Source organism: Flavobacterium amniphilum (assembly GCF_023634845.1).
In the GTDB taxonomy this organism is placed as follows: domain Bacteria; phylum Bacteroidota; class Bacteroidia; order Flavobacteriales; family Flavobacteriaceae; genus Flavobacterium; species Flavobacterium amniphilum.
This window is the reverse complement of sequence record NZ_JAMLJL010000011.1, coordinates 106,598-123,986: the sequence shown is the minus strand read 5'-3', so window position 1 is coordinate 123,986 and position 17,389 is coordinate 106,598. Positions and strand designations below refer to the sequence as shown.

The following is a 17,389-nucleotide window of genomic DNA, read 5'->3' as shown; positions in this document are numbered from 1 at the left end:
TGCTCTTTTGGTTTTATAATGAATTTACCTACTTAATTTAACTATGTTTTAAAAAATAAGCATAAAAAAACAGGGAGTTAATTCCCCGTTTTAATCCAATCATTAATTTTTGTTTCCAAAAGTGCCAGCGGCATTACACCTGACTCCAATACTTTTTGGTGAAAAACCTTGATGTCAAATTTATCACTCATCTCAGTCGAGGCTTTTCTGCGCAATTCCATAATTTTTAACTGACCAAGCTTATAAGACAAAGCCTGCCCGGGAATAGCCATATAACGTTCAATTTCCGAAACGATACTGGCTTCGCTTTCCGCTTCATTTTCCAATGAATACTTGATTGCCTGCTCCCTTGTCCATCCTTTCGAATGCAAACCGGTATCCACAACCAAACGGATAGCGCGGTGCATTTCATTTCCTAACATTCCGAAATATTGGTACGGATCTTCATATAACCCCAATTCAGTCCCTAAACTTTCTGTATACAAAGCCCAACCTTCACCATAAGCCCCAAACCAGTTAAATCTTCTGAAATCAGGCAATTCTTTATTTTCCTGTTGCAATGAAATCTGGAAATGATGACCTGGAATAGCTTCATGTAGAAACAAATCTTCATCCCCATAATAATTATACTTCGTCACATCCGGGATAGGCACATAAAAAATACCAGGACGCGAACCATCTGCAGCACCCTGAATATATTCAGCACTTGCGGTTTTTTCTCGGAATGCTTCTACTCTTCTCACTTCAAAAGGTGTTTTAGGTTGTAATGCGAACAGTTTATCAACATTCGGTTTTATTTTCTGGTGAATGACATTAAAGTTTGCAATTACTTCTTCCGGTTTTTTAAAAGGCATCAATTCCTTTTTGGCACGAACATAATCGAAGAATTCAACTATGGTTCCCTTGAAACCAACCTGATTTTTAACCTTCTCCATTTCGGCTTTCAAACGGGCAACTTCTTTCAATCCCAATTTATGGATATCCTCAATTGTAGTTGTCGTGGTAGTCCATTGTTTAGCATAAACCTTATACAATTCATCCCCGCCCGGCAGACTTCCGATCCCGCTTGTCGTTCTGGAAGCCGGCAGATATTCATTCTTTAAGAAATCGGTCATTTTTTGATATTGCGGCATTAATTTTCCAGAAATCATTTTAGAATATTCTGCTTTCAAAGCCGTTTTTGTAGTTTCAGAAAAATCAGTCGGCATCGTTTTAATCGTTGAATAAAACAAATTGTCTTCCACTTTCGGTGTGATTTGATCGGCAAATTGCGGAATTACTTTTTCGGTCAACGCTTTTGGCAATACAATTTTCTTTGCCATTCCTTTTTTCATATAAACGATAGCCGAATCGATCCAAACGCTATAAGCATCCATACGTTTTAAGAAATTACGGTAATCTTTTTCTGTTTTAAAAGGCTGTGCAGCTGTACCGCTGGCAAATTGTGTCATCATTAAATGAGTGCCCGAAAATTGATGCACCGGCATCAGGTTAGCATCCGTTTTAAGCAAATCCTTTCCTACTTCGGTTTCCCATTTGATAATTTCGTAACTGATTTTTTCCTCTTCAGATAAATTTCCCAAATCATATTCAGACAGTTCCTTCTGATATTTATCAAAAAAAGCGGCTTGTTTTTTACGGTAGGAATCAGTCATTTCAAAAGCAAACTGGTCATTGAATTCATTTTGACCGTTTAAAGTTGCATTAATTGGATCCAACTCATTTTTCCCTTTGAAATAATCCTGTGTCAGCTTTGCAAAGTCCTGACTTGATTTTTTGGAACAACCTGTCAGCTGAAACAAACCAACCAGGGCAATTCCTAAAACTGCTATTTTCTTCATCTATTTTGTTTTTAGGTTGCATAAAACTAATGGAATGCATCCTAAATAAAAAATTCCTGTTAAATATTTAACAGGAATTTCAAAGATTAAATTTACAATTAGCTATTTTTCAGATTAATAACTTCTTGTTCAGTCAGAAGCCTCCAGTATCCTCTTCCGATATTTTTTTTGGTCAGACCGGCAAAAATAACGCGGTCAACTTTTAGTACATTATAATCCAGATGTTCGAAAATATTGCGGACAACTTTCACGTTACTGGTTTTCATCTTCAATCCGATTTCAGATTTCGGAGCATTTTCAACATAAGATATCTCTTCCACCCAAATTTTATGATTGTCGATTGTTACTCCGGATCCAATTTTCTCCAAATCTTCATATTTCAGATTACGATCCAAAGAAACCTGGTACACTTTTGAAGATCGCTGATTTGGTTCAGTAAATTTACGGATCATATCAGTATCATTGGTAAACAACAACAGTCCTGTTGTCGTTTTATCCATGCGTCCAACAGGCTGTAATTTAGCTTTTGTAGCATTTCGGACTAAATCCAAAACGTTGTTAGCACTTGCATCTTCGTCTTTTGAAGTAGTAAACCCTTTTGGTTTATTTAACAATACATACTCTTTCTTTTCAGGAATAATGACACTGCCGTCAAAATTTACCACATCTCCGGGTTTCACCTGATAGCCCATCTCAGTAATCACTTCTCCGTTTACCTTCACATTTCCTGACTGAATATAAATATCGGCATCACGGCGTGAACACACACCTGAATTCGAAATATATTTATTCAGACGGATATCATCGTTCTTCTCCTTTTTAACAGTTTTTGCTTTAGGCTTATCAAAAGATGGTTTGGATTTTGGAGCATCAGATTTAGTATTTCCTTTTTTAAATCCTGATTTTGCAGCTGCACTTGGTCTTTTTCCTCCTGCACTTGACTTACCGGTTGTATTACGTTTACTATTCCCTCTTCCGTTATTCATTTTTCAAATCTTTTTGCAAAGATAGGGAATTCTAATTTCAGAATCACTTCCTTCTCAATTGATAAGGATAGGTTTCATAAACAGCATTGTCTTCGGTCATCTTATAACCTTGTTTGTAATCAGACTCTGCTTCCTTCATTATCTTTTCAGAGGCTTCTTTTTTTCCTAATTTATAAAGACAAATTCCTTTATAGGTTTTAACCTCTGAATAATTTGGATACTTTTTCAAGGCTCTGTCAAATTCGGCAATTGCTTCTTCAAGCTTATTTTGCTCGTATTTAGAAATTCCCAAATAAAATAACGCCGTAAAATGAACCCATTCTTCACCGTTTTTAGCCAGCATGTCATCTACATAATTCTGTAACAGTTTTTCAGCCAACTGATATTCATTCAATTGCAAATAACTCAATGCCATGTAAAAATCATACGTATGATCCATAACATAACCGTTTCCATATTTCTTTTTACAGTCTTCAAAATCGGCAATGGCTTCTTTATACGTTTTTGCAAAAATGCATTTGATAAAAGCTCTGTAAGGCTGCCATCTTTCGGCATTATAACGCACCGCTTTATCGATATACGGCATCCCGGCTTCATACTTTCTTGCCTTGAAATAAGGCATTGCTTTCTGTTGCCACAAATAAGCAATCGTACTGTCTTTCTTCAAACCTTCATCGATGCAATTTTGCCATTCTTTCATCTGAATAATATAGTTATACCGATGGGCACAATCATCAAGATACTCTTTTATAATTGCATTTTGAGCATCGTTTTTCCCTTCGTTCTGAGCATAAAAAACAAATGGAACCAAAAGGAAAATTAAATATTTCATATACGTAAAATCGCCCTGCCGTGGATCAGAACCTCGGGATTAATCAAGATAATACAAAAAACTCCGGCTACAATAAGCACTTTAAGCATATTATGAAGATAAACATAATCCGATTGCAAATTTGATTTCCACAATTTAAACAGGAAACCGATTAATGCGATGAAAGTGATGTAAAAATAAATATCCATATACCCCACATCAAACTTCTCTATCAGGACATAGACCGGAAAAACAGTTGAAATTGTCAAGAATGTGATAACCTGTTTCGAAATTTTCTCACCAAAACGCACCGGTACTGTCTGGTAATTATTTGCGATATCTCCTTTGATGTTTTCCAAATCCTTGACCATTTCCCGGATTAATATCAGTAGTAATAAGAAAGAAGCGTGGGCAAAAATTACGGCATAAAAGTTTTTGAAATACAGCAAAATACCGAAGAAAGGCAATACGGCCAATAACGATGCAGTAAGGTTACCTACAATAGGATACTTTTTAAGTTTATGGGAATAAAACCAGATCAGGAAAATATAAACTGCAAAAAACAAGGCTGCCCTGAACGAAATAATAAAAGCCAAAGCCGTTGCCAGAAAATTAAGGGCAAAATATACCTGCAATTTGGTTTTTTGACTTACCAGCCGATCCAACATCGATTTATTCGGACGGTTAATTAAATCCTTTTCTGAGTCGTAAAAGTTATTGATAATATAGCCTGATGCGATTGTCAGTGTTGAAACAAACACTAAAATAAAAAGGCGCCAATCCAAAATAACATCCAATGCTCTTCTTTCCGGAGCCAGAATAAATATGGAAGACAAATACTGCGCTAAAACAATAATGGGAATATTATAACCACGCACCACAGAAAACAAACTGAGGATTTTCATCAGTAATAATTTTGTTTTTCTGGTGAGCATGATCTATAATTTGAAAGTGATTCCACTTCCGAAAATAAACATTAAAACTGATAAACCACTTCCAATTTGTAGTCTTTTAACGATTCTTTAGCTTTTGCCCAATCTTGTGTAAAGCCGAGAATATAGCCTCCACCTCCTGAACCGCATAATTTAAGGTAGTAATCGTTAGTATCAATTCCATTTTGCCATACCTGGTGGAATTGCTCCGGAATCATTGGTTTGAAGTTATTCAAAACAACTTTGGAAAGTTTTTTGGTATTTGAGAACAATGACTTGACATCGCCGTGCAAAAAGTTCTCCACACAGGCATCTGTATATTTAATGAATTGTGATTTCAACATTTTACGGAAACCTTCTTCTTTCAGGTTTTCCATAAAAATATGCACCATCGGAGCGGTTTCTCCTACAATTCCTGAATCCAATAAGAAAACAGCCCCTTTTCCATTTGCACTTTGCGTAGGAATTCCGGTTGCTTCGATATTATCTTTGGAATTAATTAAAATAGGAATACTTAAATAACTGTTCAACGGATCCAATCCAGAACTTTTCCCGTGGAAAAACGATTCCATTTGTGAAAAAATCGCTTTTAACTGTAATAACTTCTCTCTCGTTAAGTTTTCAAGAACCGTTATTTTATTATTGGCATATTTGTCATAAATAGCCGCAACCAAAGCGCCGCTGCTTCCTACTCCATAACCCTGCGGAATACTTGAATCAAAATACATTCCGTTTTCAACGTCAGCTTTTAAGGCAGTCATATTAAAACTAACCAGCTCCGGTTGTTCAGCCTGTAAATTTTCAAGATAAACAGCAAAACGATTTAGACTTTGATTTGACTTAACAGCCTCAGCAGAAGGATTTTCTTCTATCTTCAAAGCACCATTGTAAAAATTATAAGGAATAGCTAATCCTTTAGAATCTTTAATAATTCCGTACTCCCCGAAAAGAAGAATTTTTGAGTAGAATAGAGGTCCTTTCATATAGTTAAAAAGTTAACGGTAATCAGTTTACAGTTATAAAGATACAAATTAAATTGACATGGCACCATGCCCAATTTCGTCACAAATATATTGACCATTTTGACAATAGCCAACTAATTTGCTCTTAATAAACTCTAAAACTTTTTCTTTAGTATATTCAGGATATAAAACATGTACGTTCGCACCGGCATCCAATGTAAAACAAACCGGTATTCCGGTCTCATTCCTAAATTTCCAGATGGCATTGATGATTTCCAGTGTATTGGGTTTCATTAAGATAAAATAAGGCATTGAAGTCATCATCATCGCATGCAAAGTCAGCGCCTCGCTCTCAACTATTTTGATAAATTCCTCCACGTTTCCATTCTCCAGAACCGCTTTTATTTTGGAAAGATTTTCATGTGCCTGTGTAAAACGTCTTTCGGCAAACGGATGGTCATGCATCAAATCGTGCCCAACTGTACTCGAAACCTGTTTTTCCCCTTTATCAACCAACAAAATGGTATCCTGATAGTTTTTAAAATTAGCATGAACTGCCGACGGAAATTCTACTCCGAATAAATCAGAACTATCCTTAATTTCAGCATGGTTTCCCCAAACCACAACTTCACCTTTCACGCTCCTGCAGGCACTACCCGATCCTAAACGCGCCAGCAAAGAAGCTTTTTGAAAGAAAAAATCATCTGTCATTTCAGGACAAAGCTTTTTTTCAAGGCTCATGATATTCATTGCCAAGGCCGCCATACCGGATGCCGAAGAAGCAATCCCCGAACTGTGCGGAAATGTATTTTCGGTATCAATGGTAAAATGAAAATCTTTCAGATAAGGGCAATATTCAAAAATGCGCTCTAAAAATTTTTGGATTTTAGGTTTGAAATCTTCTTTCGGTTTTCCTTCAAACAACAAATCAAAAGAAAAATCCCGGTCGTTTTCCTTTTTGGCAAAAGCCATCTTAGTAATTGTTTTGCAATTATTCAGCGTAAAACTGATGGATGGGTTGGCAGGAATCTGCTTGTCTTTTTTCCCCCAATATTTTACCAAAGCGATGTTACTGGGTGCACTCCATATGAAATCCCCATTATCTACAGACAATGTATAGTTTGAAGTTATAAAATCCTTTTCCGAAATCATTAGCTTGAAATTTGGGCAAAGATACTTTTTTCAACAGTTTTGTAAAAGTTATTGGTTATTCTTTATTTTTGAAAAAACTAAAAACGAAAACGACTTGAAAAAAATTACGTTAAGCAAGGGTATTGTTGCTGTTGTTTCCTGTTTACTGGTTGGGATAGTCTCCGGATTTGCTACCCATTCTTCCATTGAAACATGGTACCCAACCCTTATCAAACCTTTCTTTAATCCGCCCAACTGGCTTTTTGCCCCGGTATGGATTGTTTTGTATGTATTACTGGGCCTAAGTGTGGCGATTATCTGGAGCCGTCCGGGAAAGAGCAGAAATTCAAAACTCCAGCAAAAAAATGCCATCACTATTTTTGTGGTTCAGATGATTTTGAATGCTTTGTGGCCTTTTTTATTCTTTGGACTATGCAATCCTTTTTTAGCCTTTATTGAAATCATTTTGCTTTGGCTACTGATTTTCGAAACCATCAAAGTATTCAAAAAATTAGATATTGAAGCAGGTAAATTGTTGTATCCTTATTTGATTTGGGTGAGTTTTGCATTGGTTTTAAACGGCAGTATTTGGTATTTAAACATTTAACCGTTTAAAAAACAGTTTTTCTTAGAATCAGGATTCTTTTACATCTTGGTCTATACCGTATTCGTATTGGTCAGTGTCTTACTTATCTTCTTCCAAGGCGTACTTCACTTCATCCGAGACGTACTTCGCTCTTCCCAAGGCTTACTTCGGCAAATTTTCTGTTATTGCATTTGCCACGATAAAACCACCGGTCCAGGCATTTTGAAAATTGAATCCTCCGGTTATGGCATCAATATTTAAAATTTCACCTGCAAAAAATAAATTCGGATGCAATTTACTTTCCATGGTTTTGAAATTGATTTCTTTTAAATCAATTCCGCCTGCCGTTACGAATTCTTCTTTGAATGTACTCTTACCGTTTACCTGAAATTGACCGTTTGTTAACTGATTAACCAAATCTGTGAGTTGTTTTTTGGAAACATCAGCCCATTTTGTATCCGGCTTAATTTCAGAAGCCAGCAACAAACTCTCCCAAAGTCTTTTCGGGAAATCAAAGGGGCAGAATTTAGACACTATTTTTTTTGAGTTCTCTTCCTTAATCTCTTTCAAATCATCCAGAACCGTATCAAAATCCAAATCATTCAGCCAGTTGACCTGCAAAGTGAATTGGTATTTTTTGGTTGCCAGTTCTCTTGCACCCCAGGCAGACAAGCGTAAAATTCCGGGTCCGCTCATTCCCCAATGTGTGATAAGCAAAGGTCCGGATGCTTTCAGTTTACTGTCTTTAACTTTTACCGAAGCAATGGCTGATACACCCATCAAATCTTTAATCCGGTTGTCTTTTATATTGAAGGTAAACAAGGAAGGAACGGGTTCGACGATTGAATGTCCGAATCCGGTCATCATTTCCCAGATTTTAGGATTACTCCCGGTCGTCATGACTAATTTATCACATTTGAAGGATTGCTGGTTGGTTTCAATCTTAAAATAATTTTCACCTTTAAAAATGGATTGCACACTTTGGCCTGTAAGCACATCAATTCCCAACTTCTTAGTGGCACTCAAAAAACAATCGATTATGGTTTGTGAAGAATCTGTTACCGGAAACATGCGGCCGTCTTCCTCAATTTTGAGTTCGACCCCGTGCTTTTCAAACCATTCGATGGTATCTCCGGAACAGAATTGATGAAACGGACCTCTTAACTCTTTTTCTCCCCTTGGATAAAATTTCACTAAATCATTCGGGATAAAACAGGCATGGGTTACATTACAACGCCCACCACCCGAAACACGGACTTTCGAAAGCACTTCCTTTCCGCGTTCCAAAATAGCCACTTTAAGTTTAGGGTTATTTTCCACCACGTTAATAGCCGTGAAAAAACCAGCGGCTCCACCTCCAACAATCACTACATCGTAATTTACAATCATAATCTATCCGGGAAATCAGAAATAATGGCATCAACGCCTAAATTCCTGACAAAGGTAATATCTTCGGATGAATTTACCGTCCAAGTATGAATCTGGAAACCATTTTGTTTTGCTTTCCCGACAAAATCGCCATTCAGCGAACCAAAAAAAGGATGGATACTGAAAGCACTGATTTCTTTCGCAAACACCAAAGCTGCTTCCGGATCTCCCTCAGTCAGGACACCAATCCGGATCAGCGAATTTAATTCTTTTACCTCTTTGAGTATTGGCCATGCAAAACTCGACACCAGAATATTTTGCAACTGGATTTCCCCCAACCGCAAAATTTTCCCGATTTCTTCCACCACGATTTTAGTCGCTAACGGATCTTTTATTTCAATATTCAGAAGTTTGTCTTCGGGCAGTATATGAAAAACCTCAACCAATGTCGGAATTCCTAATTTTTTAAATTCATCAACTGTAAAATCTTTTACGAAACCGGCCGCATTCTTAATAGTCCGGTCAACGGTTTCATCATGAATGACCACAGCTTCGCCATCTGCAGATAAATGCACGTCGAGTTCAATTCCGTCTGCGCCCAATTCAAAGGCTTTCAGAAATGATTCGATGGTATTTTCGGCCACATGACCTTTTGCACCGCGATGACCAATTTTAAGCATACCCAAAATTAAAAAAAACGCCTTTAAAAAAGACGTTTTTCTGATTACTTAACAGTTAATATTTTGTATTCCCAGGGTTTGAAACCCAGTTTTTGCCCTTTTGTAAGAATTACCTCTTTACCCGACATGTAATCCAAATATTTACCATCAAATCCGACGGTAAATTCCTGTGCGGTTTTACTTAAATTTCCCAAATAAATTACCTTTTTACCTTTTGCTTCACGCTGAAAAGCCAATACTTTGTCATCTGCTGAAGTTTGGATTCTTTTGTAAGCTGCAGCCGATTTACCACCGTTCAATGCCGGGTTTTCTGATTTCAGTTTTCCTAACTTCTGATATACTGCCATCATTTTACCAACCGTATGTGGAAATTGATCTTTTTCAAAGAATTTCAGTCTTCTGTTCAAATCATATTCCTGTCCGTTATAAACCAAAGGCATTCCAGGCATGATAAAAGTCAGTGCCGCAAACGTTTCCACAGCATCATTCAGACGCTCATATTCGGTACCGTTCCATGAATTTTCATCATGGTTTGACGTAAAGTTCATATAGATATCATCGGCTTCATTTGAAGTTGACACTTTTTCGATATAAGCATCAAAATCTTTCACCGTGTTCTCCCCTTTGTAAATTTTATTGAAAATATGATGCACTGTCCAGCCGTATTGCATATCAAAAGCATCCTGCATCAAATCAGGCTGTTCGGCTTCCATTAACATAAAAACAGGTTTCACCTTATTCAATTCGGCCGATGTGTTATCCCAAAAATCCCTTGGCACTTCCATGGCCACATCACAACGGAAACCATCAATATTATGATCAGTAATCCAGTATTTCATGTCTTCCAGCATTGCTTTGCGCATTTCAGGATTATCATAATTCAGGTCGGCCACATCAGTCCAGTCAAAAGGAGATACAAATTTCCCGTCTTTACCTTTTGTGTAATATTCAGGATGGTTTGTCATCCAGGCATGATCCCAAGCCGTGTGGTTAGCCACCCAGTCCAAAATAACATACATTCCGTTTTTGTGGGCGGTTTGCACCAGTTTGTCAAAATCTTTTTGGGTTCCGTAATTAGGCGTCACACTTCTGTAATCTTTAACCGAATAATGACTTCCGAAATATTTCGCTTTTTCATTTTCCGGAATTTGCTCAATTGAAACATTCCCGTAAGCTTTGCGGTTTTTCATTCCCACTTCGTGAATGGGCATCAGCCAGATAATTTTCACGCCCAACTTTTTCAATTTCGGAATATCTTTTGTAAACGCGTTGAAAGTTCCTTCCTGAGAATACTGACGAATGTTTGCTTCGTAAATCACTGCATTATCCAATGCAGAAGACTTATAATTATTGGTAATTCCTTTTTTGTTTTGGGCTGTCATCTGAAAACTGATGACCAGAATACCCAATATGCTGATTAATTTCTTCATTATAGTTTGATTTTAATTTTGGTTTCCTGATTTGGTTTTACTTTACATTTAATCTCCAGCACTTTTGCTGAATCTGTATAAGAGGTTTTAATTTCTCCGTTAATTGATTTAACCGATTTTGGTTTGGCAGCTATATTATGAAGCAGAAGTGTGATGGTTTTATCAGCTGATTTATACTTTTCACCCAATTCACATTCAATTTCCAACTCCAAGGTTTTACCTTCAGAATTAGATTCAAACTCCAACATCTCGTACATTCCTTTTTCATAAGCCTCCGGGGTTTTACCGTCATCGAAATAAAATTCCCTTTCACTTTCTTTGACCGAAGCATCATGATAATAATGAACCGTTAACTCATTTTGATTGTAACCTTCCGTATTTTGGGAAACATAAGCCATCGGGATAAAGCTTCCGCCACGGACAAAAACCGGAATACTTTCTTCAGATACATCTACCGATTTTATAGTTCCGCCATCATATTTCTCATGCGTATAAAAATCATACCAGTTGGCAGTTTTAGGAAAATACACCTCAGCCGTCTGTTGCCCTTTTTCTTTAATGGGGTGCACCAAAAAATCCTCACCCCACAAGTAGGAATCCGATTGTGTTAGTAAATTAGGATTTTCATCTTCTTCAAAAAACAAAGGACGCATTAGGGGAACTCCTTTTTTATGATTCTGAAAAGCCAGATTGTAATTATACGGCAGTAACATATAACGCAATTCAATCGCTTTTTTAGCCAAAACTTTTGCTTTTTCACTTCTGAAAACCGGCTCGGAAGGCACTTCTTCCTGTGCATGTGGACGGAATACCGGATTGAAAACACCATATTGCAACCAACGGATATACAACTCATCGTCAAGATTAGCTCCGGCAAATCCACCCAGATCCGAATGCATATAGCCAAAACCCTGCATCCCCATTTGCAATGCAATTTCGGTCTGACCGGACAAACCACCCCAGGTACGGTTCACATCACCGCTCCACGGAATCATGCCGTACCGTTGTGAACCTGAAGTTCCGGCACGCATTAAGATAAAAGGCCGTTGATTTGGAAAATCTTTCTGATAGCCTTCAAAAATCATTTTCGCCCAATGATTACCGTACAAGTTATGCACTTCATCAGCAGTTCCGGCCACGGTATTAGCAAATGACGGAAACACTTCGGGTTCACCAAGATCGCCCCAAACACCTGCCGCTCCTTTATTGGCCAAATCTTTATAAATATTCCAGAACCATGATTTTCCTTCCGGTTTGAAAACATCAACTAAACCTGTATTCCCGAAATAAAAATCCCAGGTTGCCGGAGTTCCGTCAGATTTTGTAACCAATACTTTTTTATCGGCTGCTTCGTTCCATTTGGATGAAGTCGTTAAAATAAACGGTTCGGTAATCGGAATGGTTTTGATTCCCATTGTATTGAAATCGGCTACCATTTTCTCAAAATCCGGAAAACTATCCCGGAAGACTTCCAGATTACCCATCGTTCCCTGAATATCTTTTCCGAACCAGTACAAATCCAGAATGATGGCATCCACCGGTATTTTTTCTTTCTGAAATTCCGCAATGGTTTTACGGGCTTCCGCTTCCGAATGATAACCAAAACGGGAGGCAAAATTACCCAATACCCAACGCGGCGGCATCGGTTGTCTTCCGGTTAATTTTGTATAATTCGAAATCAAATCTTCCCAGGAATCATCAATTATAATCTGGTAGGTTTTTCTTCCTGAAATGGTTTCATATTCCAGTGTATTGTTCTGCTGACTGTCTAAATCCAGATAACCAACCGGAGCATTGTCAAAATGAATCAGGTATTTTTTAGACGAAATCACAATCGGTAACGTGAAGTTCATCAGTTCAGAACGTGTTTCATAACCATAGTGGGCACGGTTGTACAAGGGTAATTTATTCCCGCGCCGGTTCATTCCCAACACACGCGCTCCGCCTCCGTATAAAACCTCATCAGATGCAAGATTGAATTGGATCACTTCAGTAGAATCGGCTTTGATATTATCTTTCACCAAATCCATCGGCAGGTGTTTCCTTTTGAAATAACCTGCTTTTTCGGAAGTAATCAACTTGCCGTTATGGTAATACGAAATTTGAAAGGGTTTATAATTAATTCTGACAGAAACTGTCTTACTGTTCAGTTGCAGAAAATCCTCCGATTTTGTCTGACTGTGACCAATTTTTTTATCCAAAACCACCGAATGCGATTCCGGTTTAAAACTTTCACCTTTTGGAACAAAAGAAGTTTCACAGATGAAATCATTTTTGAAATGAATAAAATAAGTCCCGTCTGAAACTGAAACTTCCAAACCGTTTGGCGTGGATTTATGCGAAAGGTATTTCCGTTCCGGGTTTTGGGCAAAAGAAAAAGCCGAAATGAATAATACGATTAAAAACTTCTTCATGTTTAGTTCAATTCTAAAATTAAGGCCGATTTCCCATCAACGGTAATCTCTTTGGTTACATCATATGTCATTCCTGAAAGCACATCTTTCCCTGATTTATAATATTGTATACTTTCTTTAAAACGATCCAACTTTATTATTTGCTTTTCCTTATTATTATTGATTACAACCATCACATTTTCGGTATCGCTGTAACGGAAATACACATAGACATTATTTTCGGGAATGTAATGTTTCAATTTTCCGGAGTGGATTACAGCTTTATTTTTTCTCCAGTTGAACAATTTAGCCGTAACATCAAAATATTGTTTTTGCAATTCGGTTCGTCCTGAAGCCGAAAAAGCATTATTGGCATCTTCTTTCCAGCCTCCGGGAAAATCCTGACGGATGTCAGCATCACCTTTTCCTTTATCGCCGGCCATACCGATTTCAGATCCGGCATACAATTGTGGTATTCCGCGCATGGTTGCTAAAATTGCCAAGGTCATCTGATATTTTTTGAAATCATTTTTATAAATCTGGTTCAATCGGTTGGTATCATGATTCTCAGCAAAAATCAAAAGGTTATTTGGATTCGCGTACAGAAAATCATTAGTGAAGTTTTCATAAAACTTAATCATACCATCGCTCCAATTGGCATTGTCTTCATTGAACACATTTCCGAAAACATCATGTAACGTAAAATCCATCACACTTGGCAGATACGAATTATAACTTTGTATTTTTGAAATCGGACTGTCTTTTTGCCAATAGGATATTTGCGCCTGATTGTGCATCCATACTTCACCTACAATATTGAAATACGGATATTCATCAGTAATTGCCTTAGTCCATTTTGCAATGCCTTCCTTGTCGTTATAAGAATACGTATCCACACGGAACCCGTCCAAATCGGCATATTCAATCCACCAAATGGCATTTTGCACCAAATAATTCACCACCAAAGGATTCGATTGGTTCAAATCCGGCATCGAAGGCACAAACCATCCATCCATACAATATTTTGCATCTCTTTCGGAAGCATTGGAATCAAATTGTGTCGTCATCCGGTAATTGCTTTGTGCAAATCCCGGAAACTGATGAAACCAATCATACGAAGGCAAATCCTTAAACATCCAGTGTTCGGCACCCCAATGATTTGTTACGTAATCCATGATCAATTTCAGGTTACGCTTTTTCATTTCTGCGGAAAGGCGTACATAATCTTCATTGGTTCCGTAGCGCGAATCAATTTTATACACATCCGATTGCCCGTAAGTATGATAGGAATAGACTTTATCATTGTCTTCACAAAGCGGTGTACTCCAAAGTGCCGTTACTCCCAGACTTTGCAAATAATCCAGATTTTGAACAATCCCTTCGATATCTCCGCCGTGTCTTCCTCCCGGATTTTTACGGTCGCCTTTTTCCTGCGTATCTACTGTAGAATCATTATTCGGATTTCCGTTCGCGAAACGGTCCGGCATTATGAGGTAAACCATATCCGAGCTGTCAAAGCTTTTTCTTTCCTTTGAATTGGTTTTCCTTTTCTTAATCGGATATTTCTTCGTAAACGATTTTTTCCCGTTTTTGAAAGTAAAAACCAAATCCTGCGCTGTTACATTTTTGGTATCAATGGTCACGAAAAGGTAGTTTTGGTTTTCGGTTTTTTGGACCGATTTAATGACAACACCATTGGAAACCAAAACTGTATTTTGTGCTATATTCTTACCATAAAATAGTATTTGCAGATCTGAATGGGTCATCCCTTCATACCAAAAAGGCGGTTCGACCTTTTCTATTTGGGCCAAAGCCGAAAAACTAATTAAAAGGAAGAAAAATATATGTTTCATTTTATGAAAGATAAAAACCCTAACAAAGCAAAAAAGCTCCATTAGGGTTATAAAATTATACGGTTACTAAACTGTTCGGTTGCACGGCTATTTCTTTTCCGAAAACATGCACCTCAATTGCGGCATTTCCTTCCAAAGAAAATTGGGTTTGATTTTGCGAAACAGAAACTTTAAGAATCTGGTTACGGAAATTAATTTTAAACGAATAATCTTTCCACTGAGAAGGAATTCTTGGTTCAAAATACAATTCGCCTTTTTTAACACGCATTCCACCGAAACCTTCCACTATACTCATCCAGGTTCCTGCCATAGATGTAATGTGCAATCCTTCATGAACTTCTTTGTTGTAATCATCCAAATCCAGACGGGAAGTTCTTAGGTAAAAAGTATACGCCTGTTCCATCCGGCCTAAAACAGCAGCCTGAATTGAGTGTACACAAGGCGATAACGAACTTTCATGAACGGTAAACGGCTCATAAAAATCAAAATGACGCTCCAATTCTTCTTTTGAGAAATGATCCTCAAAGAAATAAAACCCTTGTAAGGTATCAGCCTGTTTGATATAAGGTGAACGCAAGATACGATCCCAAGACCATTTTTGGTTGATCGGTCTTTCGGCTTTATCCAAATCGGATACTTTTACTAATTCCTTATCCAGAAAACCATCCTGCTGCAAGTAAACATTATGCTCTTTTGAATACGGGAAATACATATTGTCCGCTACTTTTTTCATGGATTCCATTTCGGTAGCAGTCAGTTTTACTTTATCAATGATTCTGGAATAATCAGCCGGATATTCTTTTTCAACATGATGGATTTGTTCCAAAGCATATTGAATACACCATTTCGCAATGTAATTAGTGTACCAGTTATTATTGACGTTGTTTTCGTATTCGTTTGGTCCTGTAACACCCAAAATCACATATTGGCTGCGCTTCGTTGAAAAGTTTGCCCTTTGGTGCCAGAAACGTGCAATCCCGATTAACACTTCCAATCCTTTTTCAGGTATGTAACTGTAATCACCGGTAAAACGATAATAGTTGTAAATGGCAAACGCAATGGCTCCGTTGCGGTGTATTTCTTCGAAAGTAATTTCCCATTCGTTGTGGCATTCTTCACCGTTCATAGTAACCATCGGATAAAGGGCCGCTCCGTTTTTGAATCCAAGCTTACCGGCGTTTTCAATCGCCCTGTCCAGTTGGTTGTAACGGTATGCCAATAAATTACGGGCTACTTCCTGGTCTTTGGTCGCCATATAAAACGGAATACAGTAGGCTTCAGTATCCCAATAAGTTGAGCCACCATACTTTTCTCCTGTAAATCCTTTCGGACCGATATTCAATCGCGAATCTTTCCCTAAATAGGTTTGGTTTAATTGGAAAATATTGAAACGGATTCCCTGTTGGGCTTTAACATCTCCTTCAATAGTAATGTCACTCATTTCCCAGATTTTTGCCCAGGCATTTTTCTGATTTTCAATTAAAGTATCAAATCCGTTGGCATTAGCTTTCGCAAGTATATTTTGAGCTGCCTGAACCAGGCTTTCTACAGAATGATTCATCGAAACCGTATAACCACCATATTTCTGAATGGCTACAGTTTGACCTTTTCCCGCCGAAATTTTATATACAAAAACTACTTTATCTGAAGTTTCTTCAACATTTACCGGAATAGCATTCTGATTATTGCCATCTACAAAAAAGGCATTTTGCATGAAAGTCGTTGCCGTAAAATGCGTTTTAAACGTACGTGCAGTCACAAAAGCTTCATTCCCGGAATGTTTTACATTTTGAGGCTCCCAGAATTTTCCTTCCCAGTTGGCATCTTCATTATGCACACCTGCATCAACGTATGGTTTGAAAACAATATCTGCTTTTGAATTCAACGGAGTGATTTCATATTTGATCGCACCCATTTCATCCAAATCCAGTGAAAGAAAACGGGTTACCTTTACCGAAACTTCTGTTCCGTTTTGAAGTAGAGCCTCAAACGAGCGGTAGTAAATTCCTTCCTGCATGTTTAATTCACGACGGAATTTTTTTACTGAGGAACATTTAGCCAAATCAAGGTTTTCCCCATTGATTTCAATATTGATCCCAATCCAGTTGGGTGCATTCAATACTTTGGCAAAATATTCGGGATAACCGTTTTTCCACCATCCCACTTTGGTTTTATCGGGATAATAAACCCCTGCTATGTAACTTCCCTGAAATGTTTTCCCTGAATATGCTTCTTCAAAATTGGCACGCTGCCCCATGGCTCCGTTACCAATACTGAACAAACTTTCAGATGATTTTACTCTCTCTGCATCAAACCCTTCTTCTATGATGGACCAATTATCTGGTACAATATAATCCTGATTCATTTTTATTTTGAAATTTGAAAATCTGAAAAACCTAAATTCCCAGATTCATCA

Annotated in this window: 13 protein-coding genes; 1 reads left to right on the top strand and 12 read right to left on the bottom strand. The window is 37.7% G+C overall.

Annotated elements, in window-relative coordinates; translation table 11 throughout:
* Positions 1–77: 77 nt before the first annotated feature.
* From NAT51_RS13340 to mvaD, 6 genes are all read right to left on the bottom strand, one after another.
* Complete coding sequence (locus NAT51_RS13340; RefSeq protein WP_250599419.1) at positions 78–1,841, bottom strand: DUF885 domain-containing protein; 1,764 nt, start codon at positions 1,839–1,841, stop codon at positions 78–80.
* A gap of 98 nt (positions 1,842–1,939) precedes the next feature.
* Positions 1,940–2,827, bottom strand: a complete 888-nt coding sequence (locus NAT51_RS13335) for a pseudouridine synthase (RefSeq protein WP_250599417.1) — start codon at positions 2,825–2,827, stop codon at positions 1,940–1,942.
* Positions 2,828–2,870: 43 nt separating this feature from the next.
* Positions 2,871–3,659 (bottom strand): tetratricopeptide repeat protein, encoded by a 789-nt coding sequence (locus NAT51_RS13330; RefSeq protein WP_250599415.1) that lies wholly within the window; start codon positions 3,657–3,659, stop codon positions 2,871–2,873.
* The gene (locus tag NAT51_RS13325; protein WP_250599413.1) at positions 3,656–4,573 is read right to left on the bottom strand and encodes a geranylgeranylglycerol-phosphate geranylgeranyltransferase; all 918 of its coding nucleotides are present in this window, start codon (positions 4,571–4,573) and stop codon (positions 3,656–3,658) included. The genes NAT51_RS13330 and NAT51_RS13325 overlap by 4 nt, the downstream gene beginning before the upstream one ends.
* Before the next feature lie 41 nt (positions 4,574–4,614).
* Positions 4,615–5,553, bottom strand: coding sequence for a mevalonate kinase family protein (locus NAT51_RS13320; protein ID WP_250599411.1), 939 nt, complete (start codon positions 5,551–5,553; stop codon positions 4,615–4,617).
* Positions 5,554–5,601: 48 nt separating this feature from the next.
* Positions 5,602–6,684, bottom strand: coding sequence for a diphosphomevalonate decarboxylase (gene mvaD, locus NAT51_RS13315; RefSeq protein ID WP_250599409.1), 1,083 nt, complete (start codon positions 6,682–6,684; stop codon positions 5,602–5,604).
* Positions 6,685–6,778: 94 nt separating this feature from the next.
* Between mvaD and NAT51_RS13310 the strand changes: the two genes are divergently transcribed.
* Positions 6,779–7,270 (top strand): TspO/MBR family protein, encoded by a 492-nt coding sequence (locus tag NAT51_RS13310; RefSeq protein ID WP_250599407.1) that lies wholly within the window; start codon positions 6,779–6,781, stop codon positions 7,268–7,270.
* Between the two features lie 141 nt (positions 7,271–7,411).
* On the opposite strand, the gene NAT51_RS13305 is transcribed toward NAT51_RS13310, so the two are convergent.
* The 6 genes from NAT51_RS13305 to NAT51_RS13280 are packed head-to-tail and all read right to left on the bottom strand — an operon-like array spanning position 7,412 to position 17,338.
* Positions 7,412–8,638, bottom strand: coding sequence for a BaiN/RdsA family NAD(P)/FAD-dependent oxidoreductase (locus NAT51_RS13305; protein WP_250599405.1), 1,227 nt, complete (start codon positions 8,636–8,638; stop codon positions 7,412–7,414).
* A complete protein-coding gene (locus tag NAT51_RS13300; RefSeq protein WP_250599403.1) occupies positions 8,635–9,297 on the bottom strand; it encodes a glycerophosphodiester phosphodiesterase in 663 nt (220 codons plus the stop codon). The genes NAT51_RS13305 and NAT51_RS13300 overlap by 4 nt, the downstream gene beginning before the upstream one ends.
* 44 nt (positions 9,298–9,341) lie before the next feature.
* Positions 9,342–10,727: an alpha-amylase family glycosyl hydrolase gene (locus tag NAT51_RS13295; RefSeq protein ID WP_250599401.1), complete on the bottom strand. Its 1,386-nt coding sequence runs from the start codon at positions 10,725–10,727 to the stop codon at positions 9,342–9,344.
* On the bottom strand, positions 10,727–13,141 hold the full coding sequence (locus NAT51_RS13290; RefSeq protein ID WP_250599399.1) for a TIM-barrel domain-containing protein: 2,415 nt from the start codon (positions 13,139–13,141) through the stop codon (positions 10,727–10,729). The genes NAT51_RS13295 and NAT51_RS13290 overlap by 1 nt, the downstream gene beginning before the upstream one ends.
* 2 nt (positions 13,142–13,143) lie before the next feature.
* Positions 13,144–14,973 (bottom strand): glycoside hydrolase family 13 protein, encoded by a 1,830-nt coding sequence (locus tag NAT51_RS13285; RefSeq protein ID WP_250599397.1) that lies wholly within the window; start codon positions 14,971–14,973, stop codon positions 13,144–13,146.
* A gap of 55 nt (positions 14,974–15,028) precedes the next feature.
* Positions 15,029–17,338, bottom strand: coding sequence for a glycoside hydrolase family 65 protein (locus NAT51_RS13280; protein ID WP_250599395.1), 2,310 nt, complete (start codon positions 17,336–17,338; stop codon positions 15,029–15,031).
* Between the last annotated feature and the right edge of the window lie 51 nt (positions 17,339–17,389).

Coding starts and splice junctions, on each gene's coding strand:
- NAT51_RS13340 (WP_250599419.1), bottom strand. CDS start 1,841: ATGAAGAAAATAGCAGTTTTAGGAATTGCCCTGGTTGGTTTGTTTCAG.
- NAT51_RS13335 (WP_250599417.1), bottom strand. CDS start 2,827: ATGAATAACGGAAGAGGGAATAGTAAACGTAATACAACCGGTAAGTCA.
- NAT51_RS13330 (WP_250599415.1), bottom strand. CDS start 3,659: ATGAAATATTTAATTTTCCTTTTGGTTCCATTTGTTTTTTATGCTCAG.
- NAT51_RS13325 (WP_250599413.1), bottom strand. CDS start 4,573: ATGCTCACCAGAAAAACAAAATTATTACTGATGAAAATCCTCAGTTTG.
- NAT51_RS13320 (WP_250599411.1), bottom strand. CDS start 5,553: ATGAAAGGACCTCTATTCTACTCAAAAATTCTTCTTTTCGGGGAGTAC.
- mvaD (WP_250599409.1), bottom strand. CDS start 6,684: ATGATTTCGGAAAAGGATTTTATAACTTCAAACTATACATTGTCTGTA.
- NAT51_RS13305 (WP_250599405.1), bottom strand. CDS start 8,638: ATGATTGTAAATTACGATGTAGTGATTGTTGGAGGTGGAGCCGCTGGT.
- NAT51_RS13300 (WP_250599403.1), bottom strand. CDS start 9,297: ATGCTTAAAATTGGTCATCGCGGTGCAAAAGGTCATGTGGCCGAAAAT.
- NAT51_RS13295 (WP_250599401.1), bottom strand. CDS start 10,727: ATGAAGAAATTAATCAGCATATTGGGTATTCTGGTCATCAGTTTTCAG.
- NAT51_RS13290 (WP_250599399.1), bottom strand. CDS start 13,141: ATGAAGAAGTTTTTAATCGTATTATTCATTTCGGCTTTTTCTTTTGCC.
- NAT51_RS13285 (WP_250599397.1), bottom strand. CDS start 14,973: ATGAAACATATATTTTTCTTCCTTTTAATTAGTTTTTCGGCTTTGGCC.
- NAT51_RS13280 (WP_250599395.1), bottom strand. CDS start 17,338: ATGAATCAGGATTATATTGTACCAGATAATTGGTCCATCATAGAAGAA.